The sequence below is a fragment of the Streptomyces broussonetiae genome, assembly GCF_009796285.1.
Taxonomy (GTDB): Bacteria; Actinomycetota; Actinomycetes; order Streptomycetales; family Streptomycetaceae; genus Streptomyces; species Streptomyces broussonetiae.
This window is the reverse complement of sequence record NZ_CP047020.1, coordinates 8,950,818-8,965,940: the sequence shown is the minus strand read 5'-3', so window position 1 is coordinate 8,965,940 and position 15,123 is coordinate 8,950,818. Positions and strand designations below refer to the sequence as shown.

The 15,123-nt window shown below is 72.3% G+C and carries 12 protein-coding genes and 1 pseudogene; 3 read left to right on the top strand and 10 right to left on the bottom strand.

The genetic code is table 11. The features are described from left to right. Positions 1-88: 88 nt before the first annotated feature. From GQF42_RS40785 to GQF42_RS40755, 7 genes and pseudogenes are all read right to left on the bottom strand, one after another. Positions 89-1,045 (bottom strand): GlxA family transcriptional regulator, encoded by a 957-nt coding sequence (locus GQF42_RS40785; protein ID WP_158928480.1) that lies wholly within the window; start codon positions 1,043-1,045, stop codon positions 89-91. A gap of 54 nt (positions 1,046-1,099) precedes the next feature. Then, complete coding sequence (locus GQF42_RS40780) at positions 1,100-1,837, bottom strand: SAM-dependent methyltransferase (protein WP_158928478.1); 738 nt, start codon at positions 1,835-1,837, stop codon at positions 1,100-1,102. 154 nt (positions 1,838-1,991) lie between these two features. Beyond that, complete coding sequence (gene argG / locus GQF42_RS40775) at positions 1,992-3,443, bottom strand: argininosuccinate synthase (protein ID WP_158928477.1); 1,452 nt, start codon at positions 3,441-3,443, stop codon at positions 1,992-1,994. A gap of 90 nt (positions 3,444-3,533) precedes the next feature. Then, positions 3,534-4,051: pseudogene (locus GQF42_RS40770) on the bottom strand (LLM class flavin-dependent oxidoreductase); the annotation flags it as partial. Between the two features lie 306 nt (positions 4,052-4,357). Next, the gene (locus GQF42_RS40765) at positions 4,358-4,531 is read right to left on the bottom strand and encodes a hypothetical protein (RefSeq protein WP_158928475.1); all 174 of its coding nucleotides are present in this window, start codon (positions 4,529-4,531) and stop codon (positions 4,358-4,360) included. Positions 4,532-4,742: 211 nt separating this feature from the next. After that, entirely contained in the window at positions 4,743-5,378 is a 636-nt protein-coding gene (locus GQF42_RS40760; protein WP_158928473.1) for a DUF7019 family protein, read from the bottom strand. Positions 5,379-5,800: 422 nt separating this feature from the next. Further along, a complete protein-coding gene (locus GQF42_RS40755) occupies positions 5,801-7,459 on the bottom strand; it encodes a penicillin-binding transpeptidase domain-containing protein (RefSeq protein WP_158928471.1) in 1,659 nt (552 codons plus the stop codon). A 366-nt stretch (positions 7,460-7,825) separates the two neighbouring features. Here GQF42_RS40755 and GQF42_RS40750 point away from each other — a divergent pair, with 366 nt between their 5' ends. Then, positions 7,826-10,168, top strand: coding sequence for a glycosyl hydrolase family 95 catalytic domain-containing protein (locus GQF42_RS40750; protein WP_199272973.1), 2,343 nt, complete (start codon positions 7,826-7,828; stop codon positions 10,166-10,168). Between the two features lie 647 nt (positions 10,169-10,815). On the opposite strand, the gene GQF42_RS40745 is transcribed toward GQF42_RS40750, so the two are convergent. Beyond that, positions 10,816-11,394 carry a TetR/AcrR family transcriptional regulator gene (locus GQF42_RS40745; protein WP_158928469.1) on the bottom strand — a complete coding sequence of 193 codons (579 nt, stop codon included), beginning with the start codon at positions 11,392-11,394 and terminating at the stop codon, positions 10,816-10,818. Between the two features lie 83 nt (positions 11,395-11,477). Here GQF42_RS40745 and GQF42_RS40740 point away from each other — a divergent pair, with 83 nt between their 5' ends. Then, on the top strand, positions 11,478-12,401 hold the full coding sequence (locus GQF42_RS40740; protein WP_158931186.1) for an SDR family oxidoreductase: 924 nt from the start codon (positions 11,478-11,480) through the stop codon (positions 12,399-12,401). A gap of 464 nt (positions 12,402-12,865) precedes the next feature. Here the strand turns inward: GQF42_RS40740 and GQF42_RS40735 are convergent, their stop codons facing one another. After that, positions 12,866-13,402 (bottom strand): AAA family ATPase, encoded by a 537-nt coding sequence (locus GQF42_RS40735; protein ID WP_376000192.1) that lies wholly within the window; start codon positions 13,400-13,402, stop codon positions 12,866-12,868. Positions 13,403-13,562: 160 nt separating this feature from the next. Here GQF42_RS40735 and GQF42_RS40730 point away from each other — a divergent pair, with 160 nt between their 5' ends. Then, complete coding sequence (locus tag GQF42_RS40730; RefSeq protein WP_158928467.1) at positions 13,563-14,303, top strand: hypothetical protein; 741 nt, start codon at positions 13,563-13,565, stop codon at positions 14,301-14,303. Positions 14,304-14,311: 8 nt separating this feature from the next. On the opposite strand, the gene GQF42_RS40725 is transcribed toward GQF42_RS40730, so the two are convergent. Further along, on the bottom strand, positions 14,312-15,058 hold the full coding sequence (locus GQF42_RS40725; protein ID WP_199272972.1) for a TioE family transcriptional regulator: 747 nt from the start codon (positions 15,056-15,058) through the stop codon (positions 14,312-14,314). Positions 15,059-15,123 lie beyond the last annotated feature (65 nt).

The following is a 15,123-nucleotide window of genomic DNA, read 5'->3' as shown; positions in this document are numbered from 1 at the left end:
GGGGCACCACCAGCGTCGCGTACCGTGTCCGGCCGTGACCGTGTCCGCAGCGCCATGGTTCGCAAGGATCGCGCCATGCGCTGTGGCGCTACTCGCCCCGGGTGAAGGTGCGCCGGTACTCGCTCGGGGTGGTTCCGAGAATCTGCTGGAAGTGCATCCGCAGGTTCGCGCCGGTGCCGAGGCCGACGTCGACGGCGATCTGCTCGACGCTGCGCTCCGAGCGCTCCAGCAGCTCGCGCGCCAGGTCGACGCGGGCGCGCATGACCCACTGCATCGGCGTGTATCCGGTGTCCTCGACGAAGCGCCGGGAGAACGTGCGCGGCGAGACCGCCGCGTGCCGGGCGAGCATGGCGAGGGTGAGGCGTTCGCCCAGCCGGTGCAGGGCCCACTCGCGGGTCGCGGCGAACCGTTCACCAAGCGGTTCGGGCACGCTGCGCGGCACGTACTGGGCCTGGCCGCCGCTGCGGTAGGGGGCGGCGACCAGACGCCGGGCGGCGTGGTTCGACGCGGCGACACCGAGGTCACCACGGAGGATGTGCAGGCACAGGTCGATGCCGGAGGCGGCGCCGGCCGAGGTCAGCACGCTGCCCTCGTCGACGAAGAGCACGTTCTCGTCCACCTGGATCAGCGGGTGCTTGGCCGCGAGCGCCCCTGTGTAGTGCCAGTGCGTCGTCGCGCGTCTGCCGTCGAGGAGGCCGGTGGCTGCGAGGGCGAAGGCGCCCGTGGAGATGGCGGCGAGCCGCGCCCCGCGCGCGTGGGCGGCAAGCAGCGCGTCGAGCACGATCCGCGGCGGGTCGTCGCGGTCCGGGGAGCGGTAGCCGGGGATGAAGACGATGTCGGCCCAGGCGAGGGCGTCCAGGCCGTGGGCGACGTGGTACGACAGGCCGTCGCCGCCGGTCACGAGCCCGGGCGCCGCGCCGCAGACCCGCACCTCGTACGGCATGCTGGCCCGGGTCGTGAAGACCTGCGCGGGGATGCCGACGTCGAGCGGCTTCGCACCGTCGAGGACGAGGACGGCGACGCGATGCAGGCGGGATGCGGGCACGGCGACCAGGGTACGAGAGGTGCGGGCGCGGTCGGTCGCCGCATCCGGGTGGGGTCAGTCGGCCGTCCGGCGCAGCACGAGACAGGCGAAGCCGAAGGCGTCGCGGTAGACGCGGAGCCACTCATCGCGGTGTTCCGCGGCTGTCGAGAGCGCCTCCTCGGCATCCGGGTCGTCCGGGTGGTCGAGGGCCCACGAGGCCAGTGATCCGGTCCAGGACCACTCGTAGTCGTCCAGCTCCTGACGTGTGCTCACATGTCCGTGGACGGGGGTCCAGCCGTCGGCGGCGACCCGGTCCACGGTCGTGCGCAGGTCGGCGAATTCGCCGAGCATCTTGATCGCCTCCTGGCTGGGTTCGCGCTCCCAGATGCCCTCGCCGACCAGGACACGGCCGCCGGGAGCCAGCAGGGGGCGCACCGCCGCCAGGGTGGGCAGCAGCCCGCCGAAGGCGTGTGTCGCACCCACGCTGAGCACCAGGTCGTAGGAGTGCGCGGAGCGGAAGACCGCGGCGTCCTTCCGGTGCAGGGTGAGACGGTCCTGTACGGCGAGCTGCGCGGCACGTTCACCGGCCCTTGCCAGGGCGCCCTCGGAGAGGTCCACTCCGTCGGCACGCACACCCGGATAGGCGCTCAGGGCGCGCACCAGCCACTCAGCGGTTCCGCAGCCGAGGTCGAGGAGGCGGGCGTCGGCGCGGTGGATGCCGCGCCGCAGCAGCCGGTGCACGGAGTCGTCGGAGACGGGGGCCGCGATCGGGTGGTCGGCATGGGCGAGGCGGGAGATCAGATCATGGTCCACCCTGTGAGCATGCCAGCCGGGCGGGCCGTTTCCGCGCTGCGGTTCCGGCGCGTCGGGTGACGTACGGCCGTCGCCGTGCCGGCCACGGCAGCGGGCCCCGCCGGTGGTGAACCGACGGGGCCCGCGGTGGTGGAGCGAGGACCGCTGAGCGGGGTCAGTCCGTGCCGGCCTCCATGGCGGCGCGGTCGAGCAGCACGTCCTCCTCCTCCGGGGCTTCGCCGCGCGAGGCGATCGCCTCGGCGCCGCCGTGGGCCATCGCGCCGATCAGACCGGTCGAGGCGGCCTGGGCCGCGCCGATCAGCGCCGGGTGTTCGCTGCCGACCATGCCCAGGCCCGCGTACTGCTCCAGGCGGGCGCGGGAGTCGGCGATGTCGAGGTTGCGCATGGTGAGCTGGCCGATGCGGTCGGACGGGCCGAACGCGGAGTCCTCGGTCCGCTCCATGGACAGCTTGTCCGGGTGGTAGCTGAACGCCGGGCCCGTGGTGTCCAGGATCGAGTAGTCCTCGCCGCGCCGCAGCCGCAGGGTCACCTCGCCGGTGACGGCGGCGCCGACCCAGCGCTGCAGCGACTCGCGGATCATCAGCGCCTGCGGGTCCAGCCAGCGGCCCTCGTACATGAGGCGGCCGAGCTTGCGGCCCTCGTTGTGGTACTGGGCGAGGGTGTCCTCGTTGTGGATCGCGTTGACCAGGCGCTCGTAGGCCGCGTGCAGCAGGGCCATGCCGGGGGCTTCGTAGATGCCGCGGCTCTTGGCCTCGATGATCCGGTTCTCGATCTGGTCCGACATGCCGAGACCGTGCCGGCCGCCGATGGCGTTGGCCTCCATGACCAGCTCGACCGGCGAGGCGAACTCCTTGCCGTTGACCGTCACGGGCCGGCCCTGCTCGAAGCCGATCGTCACGTCCTCGGCGAGGATCTCGACGGTCGGGTCCCAGAACCGCACGCCCATGATCGGCTCAACGGTCTCCACGCCGTTGTCCAGGTGCTCCAGGGTCTTCGCCTCGTGCGTCGCGCCCCAGATGTTGGCGTCCGTCGAGTACGCCTTCTCCGTGCTGTCGCGGTAGGGCAGACCGTGCGTGAGCAGCCACTCCGACATCTCCTTGCGGCCGCCCAGCTCGGTCACGAAGTCCGCGTCCAGCCAGGGCTTGTAGATCCGCAGATGCGGGTTGGCCAGCAGGCCGTAGCGGTAGAACCGCTCGATGTCGTTGCCCTTGAAGGTGGAGCCGTCGCCCCAGATCTGCACGTCGTCCTCGAGCATCGCCCGCACCAGCAGGGTGCCGGTGACGGCGCGGCCGAGGGGCGTGGTGTTGAAGTAGGCACGCCCGCCCGAGCGGACGTGGAACGCGCCGCACGCAAGGGCGGCCAGCCCCTCCTCGACCAGGGCCGCGCGGCAGTCGACCAGGCGCGCGATCTCGGCACCGTAGGTCGCCGCACGGCTCGGCACCGAGGCGATGTCGGGCTCGTCGTACTGGCCGATGTCGGCGGTGTAGGTGCACGGGACGGCACCCTTGTCGCGCATCCACGCGACGGCGACCGACGTGTCGAGGCCGCCGGAGAAGGCGATGCCGACGCGCTCGCCGACCGGAAGGGAGGTGAGGACCTTGGACATAGGAAGAGTATGCACTATTACGCATGGCCATGCATAGTCCGGTGTCGGCGAGTGTCGGCGCGGCCTCCGATCCACCGATCCGCCGCCCCTTCAGTCCTTCGCCGGCTCGCCGAGCAGCTGCCAGGTGCGGCGCCGGTCCGCCTCGCCGCCCAGGTCCGTCGCGACGAACGCCACCTCCGTCGCTCCGGCCTCCCGGTAGCGGCGCCCTGCGCGGCGACGGTCCCCTCATCGCCGATGGCGGCCAGGTCGGCGGCCCGGGTGCCGCCGGACAGCTCGATGACGCGCTGACAGGAGGGAAACCCCTCGTAGAGGGACAGCTCCTCGTAGAGGGACAGCTCCTCGGCCGCCCGCTCCCGTACCGCCTCGGTGTCGGCGGTCACCACGCCGGGGACGAAGGCCACGACCCGGGGCGCCGGCCGGCCCGCCGCCTCGGCCGCGGCGGTGACGGCGGGGACGATGTGCCCGGCCTGGGCACGCGGGCCGGCCAGCAGCGGAAGGATGCCGTCGGCCAGCTCGCCGGCGACCCGCAGGGCCTGCGGCCCCACGGCGGCCACCAGGAGCGGCACCGGCGGTACGGCACCCGGGACCGTCGCGGGCGGCGGTGTGGTGGGAGCGCGGGGATGACGAAGACGTTGTCGCAGCGGTGGGAGACCAGATCCGCGTCGGTCTCGCCGCCCCCGATCATGCAGAAGACACAGTCGTCGTCCCTCATCCTTGCTCCCCGCATCCGCCGGCAGGCCCGCACACCGGCGTCAGTATCGGATGCCTCCGCGTCCGGCGCACCGCGGTCTCCAGCTCCTGCGGTGGGAGGGACGGTTGAGTCCGCGGTGACTGAACCGGTGTGCTGCGGAGGTGGGCCGGTCGGCCGGGTGCCGGATCCGCGGTCGCCCGGCGGTCGCGGGGGAAGGTGAGGGTCATGCGGGCTCGGGCGTGACGAAGGCCAGTGTCTTCGCGGTCCGCTCCAGCGGGACGCCCGGCGCCGCCCAGACCTGCACGGCGCCGACCACGTCGGGATGCACATGCACGTGGAGCGGTGCCCCGAACACGGCGAGCACCTCGAGCGGGCCGGTGGCAGCGGGATCGTCCACGGGGCGGAGACTACCGCTACGGGCAGGGCAGTTGGCCTCGGTGGTGGCCGTTCGCCGGTCGGTGCGTGTGGACACGGTGACTTCGAGTCCCCTGGGCGTCGTCGTTGCGGACCGACAGGTCGATGCGCCGCGTGCGCAGGGTACGCAGGGTGCCCCTCGCCGCCTCGACAGGCCTGTCCGGGGCCGCCGCGGCGCCGCGCGGCCTGCCGCGTCATTCGGCAAGGGCGACATAGAGGGGGCTGCCCAGCAGGACCGTTCTCTCCTCCACGGGATACAACTCCGGGTAGGGACACGGCCCGTGGAGGATTCGCTGGGCGACGAACTCCAATCGCCGCGCCGGGCCGCGCAGTGCGGAGTTGGCCCGCACGACGGTGCCCAAGGCGTCCGGGCCGACGGTGTCCTCGGCGGCCAGTTCGGCCAGTTGGTGCAGCAGGGCGGGCATGAGGGAACCGGCCGGCCGGTGCGCGGGCTGCGTCTCGGCCCGGGCCGCGCTCAGGACATGGCCGGTCGAGCCGCCCAGCCCGACGATCGTGCGGTCGCTGTACCCGCCGAAGTACACGGTGTCCCCGTCACCCACGGGGCCCCACTGCATCGGCAGCACTCCGTGCACATACGGCGCAGGACCGTCCACCTCCCCGAGGTCACCGCGGTCCCCCAGGTGCCGCAGCACGCGCTGCAGGCGTGCGAACCGGTCCGCAGCGCCGTCGTGCACGTGGCGCCCGGCCTCGACCGCCGTCGGGTCGGGACTCGTCCCGGCGGTCCCCATGAGGGCCGACTCGGGGGCGATCCGGGACAGCAGCATGTCGACTTTGGCATCGCTGACGTACAGGTAATGGCGGAAGGACATGTCCGCCCCTCTCCCCCGCGCCGTACCCACGATGCTACCCATGCCTGTGGCACCGTCACATCGGTTCCGGCGGACCTGGATCGGTCATCCGCCAAGGCTCCCGGCGGCGACGGCGAGGGTGAGCGCCTGCGCCACGGCGGCGGGGATGTCGGTGATCGGGAAGAGGGCGGGCGCCCACCCTCCAGACGGTCGGCAGCAAGGGCTACGACGGCTTCACCCTCGCTCTCGTCACGGAGTGACCTCGCGAGGGAGTGACGTGGCGAGGGGCTGACCGCGTAGCGGCCGTGCGGCCGAGCCGTCGGATGGAGGCCGCCCGGCCGGGAGACCGGCCGGCCGTGCGAGCGGGCGGCCGTGCGAGCGGGCGGCCGTGCGAGCGGGCGGCCGTGGGACGGCATCACCCCGCCCCGCCCAGGCGCCCGGCGTCAGCTGCCGGTCAGCAGCCGTCGGACGACGTACCCGGCGGAGTCCACGCCGGAGCTGCCGCCTTCGACCAGCGCCGCGACCGAGATGCGGGACCCGTAGGCGGTCAGCCAGCCGTCGGTGTGGTCCCCTTCCTCCGCGGTGCCGGTCTTGGCGCCGACGCCCGCCAGTCCGGCGAGCCGCGGAGCCGCCGTACCGCTGGTGGCGACGTCGCGCATCATCACCTGGAGATATCCGGCCGTGCGGGCGGACAGCGACCGCGGCGCGGTGTCCTGGTGCTGTCCGGGCAGGATGACCGGCTGCTGGAAACCTCCGTTGCGCACGGTCGCCGCCACGGACGCCATGACCAGCGGGGTGGCCGTGACCTTGCCCTGCCCGATGAACTGGGCCGCCTGGTCACCGCCCTGGACGTCCGCCGGGATGCTCGGGTCGGTGGTGGCGACCCCGCCGCCGATGGACCAGCTGCCCATGCCGAAGACGTTCACGGCCTCGTCGTGCAGCGCGGAGGCGTCCCCACCGCGCACCAGGTAGTGGAACCCGTCCTTGATGAAGGCGGTGTTGCACGACACCGTGAACGCCTGGGCGAGGGAGGAGCCGGGGGCGGCCCGCACACCGGGGTCGTTGTGGAACAACTGGCTGTTGGCGATCAGCGAGTCCGTGCAGGGCGCCGGGCTGCTCGGGGTGAGACCCGCCCGGTCGAAGAGGGCCGCCGCGGTGATGATCTTCATCGTCGAGCCGGGCGACTTGATGCCGTCGATGGCGATGTCCCCGTCCCCGCCCGTGTGCGCGACGGCGAGGATGTGGCCGTTGCGCCAGTCGAGCGCGACGGTTCCGGCGGGCTTGCCCTGGAGGTGGGCGTCCTTCACCGCGCTCTCGGCCACCGTCTGGAGTCCGGCGTCGATGGTCGTCCGGATCACCGGAGCCCGTCCCTTGGTGAAGACCTGCAGCGTCTGCACGGCCGCGCCGCCGCCGTCCACCACCGCCACACCGGTGTCGGCGCCACCGCCCGTGGGCTGGGCGTTCTGGCGGATCGTCGCCGTGATGTCCTGCAGGGACGGGAACGCGGACAGATCGGTCGTGCCGTCGGCGGCGACCACCTTCACCGCGCCCGGGTCCGCGGGCAGCTTGCCCGCGATCAGCGACTGCCCGTCGCTCATGCCCGGATAGAGCACCGAGTTGTTCCAGTGCACCGCCAGCGGGCCGTGCGCGCCTTTGAGCACCGCGACCGCGCTGGAGTAGGTCCAGGTACCGCCCGCCACCTGGGCGGTGACGTCGAAGGTGACCTTCGTGGCGCCCGGCGTCACCGCCGACGGCCCTGCGGAGAGGATGTGACCGAACGACAGCTTCTTCAGGTGCAGGCCGCCGGTGTAGTCCCGCAGCGCCTGAACGGCGATGTCCGGCACGTCGGTGTCGCTCGCCGCGCCCTCGAAGTGCTGCCGGGACCAGCTGTCCAGGAACGCGCGGGCCAGCTTCACCGCCTCGGCGCCCGACGGTGGCGTGCTCGACAGCTCCGACGCGTCGAAGGTGCTCCCCGCCGAGGGCTTGACGTCACCCGCGGAACCTGAGGTCAGGCCTTGGACCAGGTTGTAGGTACCGATTCCCCCGAGAGCGAGCAGGGCGGTGCATGTACCGGCGAGGCCGATCTTCACGGCTCTGTTCATACTCCGGATCGTATGTACATTCCACGGAGATACGATCCGGTCATCGACAGATCGTTACCGGACCGCCAAGCGGCCGCTGCCCCGCCTTGGCCAACTCCACGCCCCTGTCGGTGAGTTCGGCGAGCTGGTCGCTCCGTTCCGCCGGGTCGCCGCGGCGCCGTGGACACCCGGGCTCCTCCAGGTGGACCAGCGCGCGGGCCGGGCTGCTGCGCACGAATGTCGGCTGCTCGGAGCCGACAGTCCCAGGGATACATCGGAGGTGTTTGAAAGCAGTCTTCGTCCAAGTCATTGACAGGCACTCAGAACATTCTTACGTTCCCCGATACACCCGATGTTTCGATGATCCGTCAGGTTTGGAGAGCGACGATGACCTCACAGCCGGAGAAGCGCTCACCAGTCCCCCGCAGATCCGTGCTCGGCACCGCACTCGGCGGAGCGGCGGTGGCGGCACTCCCCGGAACCGCCCACGCCGGCCAGCCGATTCACTCGGTGCAGTCGGTGCAGTCGGTGCAGTCGGGAGCGTCCGCGGTCGCGGGGCGTCCCTGGCGACTGCGCGACACCATGACCACCGACGGCTCGTGGCAGCGCTTCCTGCGCGGCCAGGACCTGCTGTGGACCAAGCTGCCGACGCTCTGGTACGAAGGCCCGTTCCTCGGGGACGGGCTGCTCGGCAGCATGGTCTACCAGGAACCCGGCGCCAACCGGATCCGTTTCACCGTGCAGCACGGCCGGGTCCAGGACCACCGGCCCGAGTTCGGCAGCGGCTGGGGCACCTGCCGGCTGCCGGTAGGGCATCTGACGCTCGATCCGGTCGGCACCATCACCGCCGTCGACTGGCGCCTGAGCCTGTTCGACGCCGAGCTGACCGGCACCGTCACCACGACCGCCGGCACGCTCACCCTCGCCGCCCTCATCCACGACGAGGTCCTGGCCGCCCGCGTGACGGCCACCGGCGGCGAGAAGGTCACCTGGACCTTCCACCCCGAGGAGGCGCTGAGCCCCCGGCACATCAGCGAGGCCCCGCCCACCGGTTACACCGCCAACCCGCCCTGGACCACGCGGAGCACGGCCGACGGCACCGCGCAGGTGCTGCAGCCCCTGACCGGCGGCGGGCAGACCGCGACCTCGTACCGCCGCCTCGGTGACGACCTCCTGCTCAGCGTCGGACACAGCTTCCCGTCCGGCACGGCCGCCGAGGCCGACTCGCTGCGCAACCTCCGGCGCGCCCCGTCGTACGGCGTGCTCCGGCGACGGCACACGCAGTGGTGGCACGCGTTCTACCGGAAGAGCTTCGTGTCGTTCCCCGACCAGCGGCTGCAGAGTTTCCACTGGATCCAGCTCTACAAGGTCGCCTCGGCCAGCCGCGCGGGCGGCCCCGTGATGGCCACCTCCGGCCCCTGGCTGGAGCCCACCCCGTGGCCCGCGGTGTGGTGGAACCTCAACGTCCAGCTGGAGTACTGGCTCATCCAGGGCTTCAACCACCCCGAACTCGACGCGCTCGCCACCACGTTGCGGCAGAACCAGGAACAGCTTGCCGCCAACGTGCCCGCCGCCTACCGCACGGACAGCTCCGGCATCGGCCGCAGCTCAGACATGTTCGCCGAGCGCGAGGTGGGGCAGCCGGGCACCGGCGCCGAGACCGGCGACCTCACCTGGGCGCTGCACAACGTGTGGCTGTCGTACCGGCACTCGATGGACACGTCCCTGCTGCGCGACACGATCTATCCGGTGCTGCGCCGGGCGATCGGCTACTACCTGCACTTCCTCGCTCCCGGCAGCGACGGCAAGCTGCACCTGCCGAGCACCCTCTCCCCCGAGTATCCCGTCGTACCGCCCCAGGACACCAACTACGACCTGGCACTGATCCGCTGGGGCTGTCAGACCCTCATCGACTCGGCCCGACTGCTCGGCATCAAGGACGAGTTGGTCCCGCGCTGGCAGGAGGTGCTGGCCAGGCTCACACCGTACCCGGTCGACGACAACGGCTTCATGATCGGTGCCGCAACCCCCTACGCGCAGTCCCACCGGCACTACTCGCACCTGCTGATGGTGTACCCGCTGTACCTCGTCAACTGGGACCAGCCCGAGAGCCGCGACCTGATCACCAAGTCGGTGGCGCACTGGCACGCGCTGACCGGCGCCCACCGGGGTTACAGCTACACCGGCGCGGCCTCGATGTACGCGATGACGGGAGACGGCGACACCGCGATCGCGTACCTGCGGAAGTTCTTCGATCCCACCACCCGCTATCCCTGCCGCGCCAACACGCACTACACGGAGGCGGGCCCGGTCATCGAGACACCGCTGTCCGCCTCGCAGTCCCTGCACGACATGTTCTGCCAGAGCTGGGGCGGCATCGTCCGCGTCTTCCCGGCCGTGCCGTCCGCGTGGGCGGACGTGACCCTGCACAACTTCCGTACGCAGGGCGCCTTTCTGGTCAGCGCCGTCAGGGCGGCCGGGGTCACCCGGTTCATCCGGGTCAAGAGCCTGGCGGGCGAGCCCCTCAAGCTGCGGCACGGCCTCGGCGGGACCGTCACGGCAGAACTGGACGACGGGACTCCCGCCCACACCCAGGACCTCGGCGACGGCACCCTCGCCATCGGCCTGCCCAAGGGCCGCGAGGTGCTGGTCCACTCCGGCTCCCGCCCCGACCTCGTCATCGCACCCGTGGCCCTCAGCGAGCCGGGCCCGGCGTGGGGCCTGCCGTAGTCCCTGCCGTCGCGTGGAAGGAGGGCCGTCCTTTCCGGTGGCCCGTGACGGCCGTACGGTCATCGAGCCGTCGCCCGTCGGCGTCATCGGCGAACGGGCCGATCCGTCACGGGGGTTGCGCCTGCCGAGCCGTACGGACCGGCCGCTCGAGGAGCGATACCGGACTAGGTCCGGCAGGCGCCCGGACCGCAGGGCGCACCTGCACAGGACCCCGGACCGTCGTTCGCGACTGCGGCGGGCGCCCGGCTCGGTGTGGTCGTACGCGCCGCCAGGTCCCCGCGGCCCGGGACGACTTCCGCCTGCGTGCCGGCCGCCCCGGGCAGGTGGCGGTGTTCGCCCGGCGCGGCGGTGACCGCCGGTTCCTCGGCGCTATCCGCGCGGGCGCCGCCCGTACGGCCGAGGCCCCACTGCCCTCAGGACCGGCCGTCGGCCGGCCGAGACGGCCCGGGACGGCTCAAGCAGCCGCGTCCAGGACCGGCCAGGTGGCGCGCGGCGGAGGCAGGCTCAGCGGCGGCATCCTCGCCGACGGCGGCTTCGCGGGGCTTGCCCGCGCCTGGCGTCCGGGCGTCAGCACCTGCTGCCGGTGAGCCCGCGGGTCGGTGCCGCCGTCCAGGTCCGACGGTGGCGCCGATACGGTCGGGCACGGCTCATCCGTGCGTCCGGTCGCCCGAGGCCACGGCTTTCAGCTCGGCGAGCGAGTCCCTGACCAGGTCCCTCAACGTGCGTTCCTCACCGTGCACGATCCAGCGCTCGAAGGCGATCTTGAAGACGGCGACGCCCACCTCGGCGGCCAGGCTCGCGGCCGGCTCCCCCACACCGCGGTGGCGCAGCGTGTCGGCGAGCGCAGCCGACAGCGAGGCGAGTTTGGTCAGCTCGCGTTCCATGAGGTCCGTGTGCGCCGTGATCACCGCGTGTCGCTTGCCCGCGAATTCACGCCGGTCGGCGAACATCCCGGCGACGGCGTCCAGACCGAGCGCGACCGCGTCGACGGGCGCCGCCGACTGCGGGGCTCCCGCGACCGCGCCGACGAACAGTTCCTCCAGCTCACCGGCGCCGGAGAACAGCACCTCGCGCTTGTCGGCGTAGTGCCGGAAGAACGTCCGTTCCGTGAGCCCGGCCCGCTTGGCGATCTCCGCCACGGTGGTCTGCTCGTACCCGCGCTCGCCGTACAGCTCCAGTGCGGCCTGCGCAAGGCGTCCGCGCGCGTCCGGCTTCCATCTCACCATGCGCAGATCCTACGTGATGACAGGTGCTGACATCAGGTGTACCGTCTATGACAGTCACTGACATCGACTCTTTGGGGCTTCCCATGCGCATCTTCGTGACCGGCGCCTCCGGCTGGATCGGATCCGCCGTCGTTCCCGAGCTTCTGGACGCCGGACACCACGTCGTCGGGCTCGCCCGCTCCGAAACCTCGGCCGCCGCGCTCGTCGAGGCCGGTGCCGAGGCGGTCCGCGGCACCGTCGACGACCTCGACGTCCTGCGCGAGGCGGCCGCCGCCTCGGACGGGGTGATCCACCTCGCCTTCAAGCACGACATCGCCTTCTCCGGCGACTTCCAGGGCGCTGCCGAGGCCGACCGCCGCGCCGTCGACACCTTCGGCGACGTGCTCGCCGGCACCGACCGTCCCTTCGTCATCGCCTCCGGCGTGGCCGGCCTCGCGCCCGGCCACCTGGCGACCGAGCGGGACATGCCGGCGATCGACGGTTCGCCGATCTCCGTCCGGGCGGCCACCTCCGTGGCCACGCTCGATCTCGCCTCGCGCGGTATCCGCTCCTGCGTGGTACGGCTCTCACCGACCTGCCACGGTGAGGGGGACAACGGATTCGTGCCGACCCTGATCGCCGTCGCCCGCGACAAGGGCGTCTCCGGCTACATCGGCGACGGCTCCAACCGCTGGCCCGCCGTCCACCGCCTGGACGCCGCCCGGCTGTTCCGCCTGGCGGTCGAGAAGGCGCCCGCCGGCTCGGTCCTGCACGGCGGCGCCGAGGAGGGCATCACCCTGCGCGAGGTCGCCGAGGTGATCGGCCGTCAGCTCGGGGTGCCGGTGGTATCGGTCGCCCCCGAGGCCGCGGGCGGGCACTTCGGGTGGCTGGGCGGCTTCGTCGGCCTCGACGCCCCGATGTCGAGCACCTTCACCCGCGAGCTGCTGGACTGGCAGCCGAGCCACCCCGGCCTGCTCGACGACCTGGACAAGGGCCACTACTTCCGCACACCCGCCACCGCCGCCTGACCGGCCCGGCGACACATCATCCCCTCCCGGTGATCACGGCCACCGAGCGGGCAGCCGGAACTCCGTCCGCTGGTGGCAGGGGCCCGCGCTCACCGGCACCGTGCGCCGCGGGCCGCCGGAGGCGGCGGCCCGCGGCCTCGCCGTCGACGAGGCCGCCGCCAAGATCCGCCCCGGCCTGTGGCTGATGGACGTACGAACTGAGCCACGGCGCCGCCGAGTTCCGGAACACGGCCGTCCCGCCCGAGCCGGATCCGGCTCGGGCGGGACGGCCGCGGGTGTGCTCCGGGGCAGACGCGGGCGGGCGGCTCGGGCCGGGCTCGCGGGCTCCGATTGCCAAAGGCCCACCGCCACGACGGGGGGCCCAGCCGTCGCCGACACGCCTGTTCTCGGACTCGGTGCGGCTCCGGTCCGCTTCGCTGCCGGGCGTCGTCGGCCACTCGGCCCGCGGCCTTTCGCCGAGGGTCTCAGATGTCCAGGGGCGGCAGCGAGGACAAGCCCGTGTCGCACATGATGTGGTCGATCGTCTCCGCGAGGGAACTCCCGGCTCCGATGACGGTCTCCACTCTCCCGGGCAGCACATCGCACGCCCGGTACCAGTTCCGCAGGTCGGCCTCGCCGACCTGGCCGGCGATCGGCTTGGTCGCGTGGCGGGCGAGGGTGTCCTGGAACGGCACATCGAGGTAGTACCCGTGGGTCGGCCCCCGGTGGTCGGCGCGCAGCCGGGCGAGCATCGCGCCGTAGCGGTCGGCGCTCAGGATGCCTTCCACGATCACGTGATAGCCCGCGTCCAGGGCGTAGCGGGCGACGGTGTCGATCAGGCCGATGTTCGCCGCGTCCGGCCGGTCCCGTTCGCGCAGCACGATCCGGCGCAGGTTGTCCTGCCCGACCAGGGCCAGACCGCGACCGAACCGGTCTCGGACGCCTTCCGCGACGGACGACTTGCCCGAGGCGCTGTTGCCACGCAGCACGATCAGCCGGGTGTGTTCGGTACCGACTCGCATGCGCCGCAGGCTACCGCTGCGCACGGACCCGGCCCATGACGTCCGCGACGGCGCTGTTGACGCAAGGCCAACACCCGCCGATATTCAGGAAGTTGGCAGGAAGCCGAGTCGGCCGCCGCGCCCTCGGCGCGGAGCGGGGCGGGTGGGAGGATCCGTGGGCGTGGTCGGACTGATGGTGGCGCTCGTGGTCGTCGGTGCGGTCGGCCTGGGGTGGCGGCTTGCCCGGTATCCCGGCGGCTTGCGTTACGCCTTCTCCGATGTCCATCGCGCCGACCGTCAGGACCTGAAGCGCACGCGCGCTGCCGTGCGTACGCTCCAAGGCACCGCGCGCCAGGAGGAGTCGCAGGCACAGATCCGGGCCACCCAGGCCGAGCGGGCGTACGACCGGAGGATCGACGCCCTGGAGCGGAAGCTGGAACAGCTCGAGCGGCCGGGCCGGGGAGCCTACGACACCGGCCTGGGCGACCTGTCCCTGTACCGGCACGTCCTGCTGTTCAAGGGGAAGGAGATCCCCCTGGCAGGACTGGGCGTGCGCTTCGACCTCGCGAGGAACACCGAGACGATGTACATCCACCTCAAGCGCCCCGAGGGGTGGGCGGACCTGTCCGAGTACGCGCACGAGACGTTCCCCGAGGACCAGGTCCGACGCTTCGGCGTCCGGATCGAGAACGCCGTCGCGGCGGAGAACGCGTTCCGCGACCTGCTCCCGGAGGCAATCCGCAAGACGGGGTCCGACCTGGCGGACGCCCGGGCCGACACCGCCGAGAAGGACGGTGCCCGTGCGGCACTGGAGCGGGTCAGGGCCCGGCACAGCGACGGCCCCCTGCTGGCGAAGGCCCTGGCGGAGCTGGAGGCGGCCCGCGACCGGTGGCAGCGCCTGACCGGGCGCCGTCCCCGCTGAGGTACGGCTCACTCGGGTCGCGGCCGATGCCCCGTGAACGGCTCTGGTGCGGTGGGGTCGAGCAGGCCCAGATAGGTGTCGAGGTGCGTGGCCGCGCGCAGCATGGCAAGGCCCTGTGCGGTGAGTCTGCGCTGCCAGGCGTCGAGGGAGGCGGCCAGCGCGTCCGTGCCTCCCGCGGTCCGGATCTGCCGGACGACCATGGCGATGTGGTCCAGGAGGTGTCCTCCGCGCCTGAGGAGGTGTGCCAGCTCGGCGTCGCGGATGTCGGCGGCGTCGTAGAGCCGGTATCCGGTGGCCGGATCCCGGGCGGGGTTGAGGATCCCGGCCTCTTCCCAGCTGCGTACGGTCGCCGGAGTGACACCGAGCCGGTGCGCGAGTTCGCCGACGGTCCGGGTGCCGGGCTCCCGTGAAGGCGGCGGAGCCGCCTTGGAGTCGGCTGTCAGGTGGCCCACGGCCGTGCGCACCGCGTCGAGGGTGTCCCGGTCGCGGAGCAACCGGCTGTGGCCCCGGTCGATGATCGTCAGGGCGTCGTCCAGTGCGTCCCGGTGCAGCGCGTTCATGATCCGGCCGGCGGTCGCGTGTCCGTACGCCGGGACGAGCGCGAGAAAGGCGCGGAGCGCGGCCGCGTGCGCCTCGGTGTAGATCCGGTAGCCGCTCGGTGTGCGTTCGGCGGGAGGGAGGAACCCGTCTCGCTCGTAGTTGCGGACGGCCTGGGTCGAGATGCCGTGCTCGACTGCGAGGTCGGTAGGTCGCATGATACTCACCGGTTGAGACTTTACAGAAGCACCTACCGCAGAACGGCCACTGTTCCGTCTCCAAG

Coding starts and splice junctions, on each gene's coding strand:
- GQF42_RS40760 (WP_158928473.1), bottom strand. CDS start 5,378: ATGTCCTTCCGCCATTACCTGTACGTCAGCGATGCCAAAGTCGACATG.
- GQF42_RS40735 (WP_376000192.1), bottom strand. CDS start 13,402: ATGCGAGTCGGTACCGAACACACCCGGCTGATCGTGCTGCGTGGCAAC.
- GQF42_RS40725 (WP_199272972.1), bottom strand. CDS start 15,058: ATGCGACCTACCGACCTCGCAGTCGAGCACGGCATCTCGACCCAGGCC.
- GQF42_RS40745 (WP_158928469.1), bottom strand. CDS start 11,394: ATGGTGAGATGGAAGCCGGACGCGCGCGGACGCCTTGCGCAGGCCGCA.
- GQF42_RS40740 (WP_158931186.1), top strand. CDS start 11,478: ATGCGCATCTTCGTGACCGGCGCCTCCGGCTGGATCGGATCCGCCGTC.
- GQF42_RS40750 (WP_199272973.1), top strand. CDS start 7,826: ATGACCTCACAGCCGGAGAAGCGCTCACCAGTCCCCCGCAGATCCGTG.
- argG (WP_158928477.1), bottom strand. CDS start 3,443: ATGTCCAAGGTCCTCACCTCCCTTCCGGTCGGCGAGCGCGTCGGCATC.
- GQF42_RS40755 (WP_158928471.1), bottom strand. CDS start 7,459: ATGAACAGAGCCGTGAAGATCGGCCTCGCCGGTACATGCACCGCCCTG.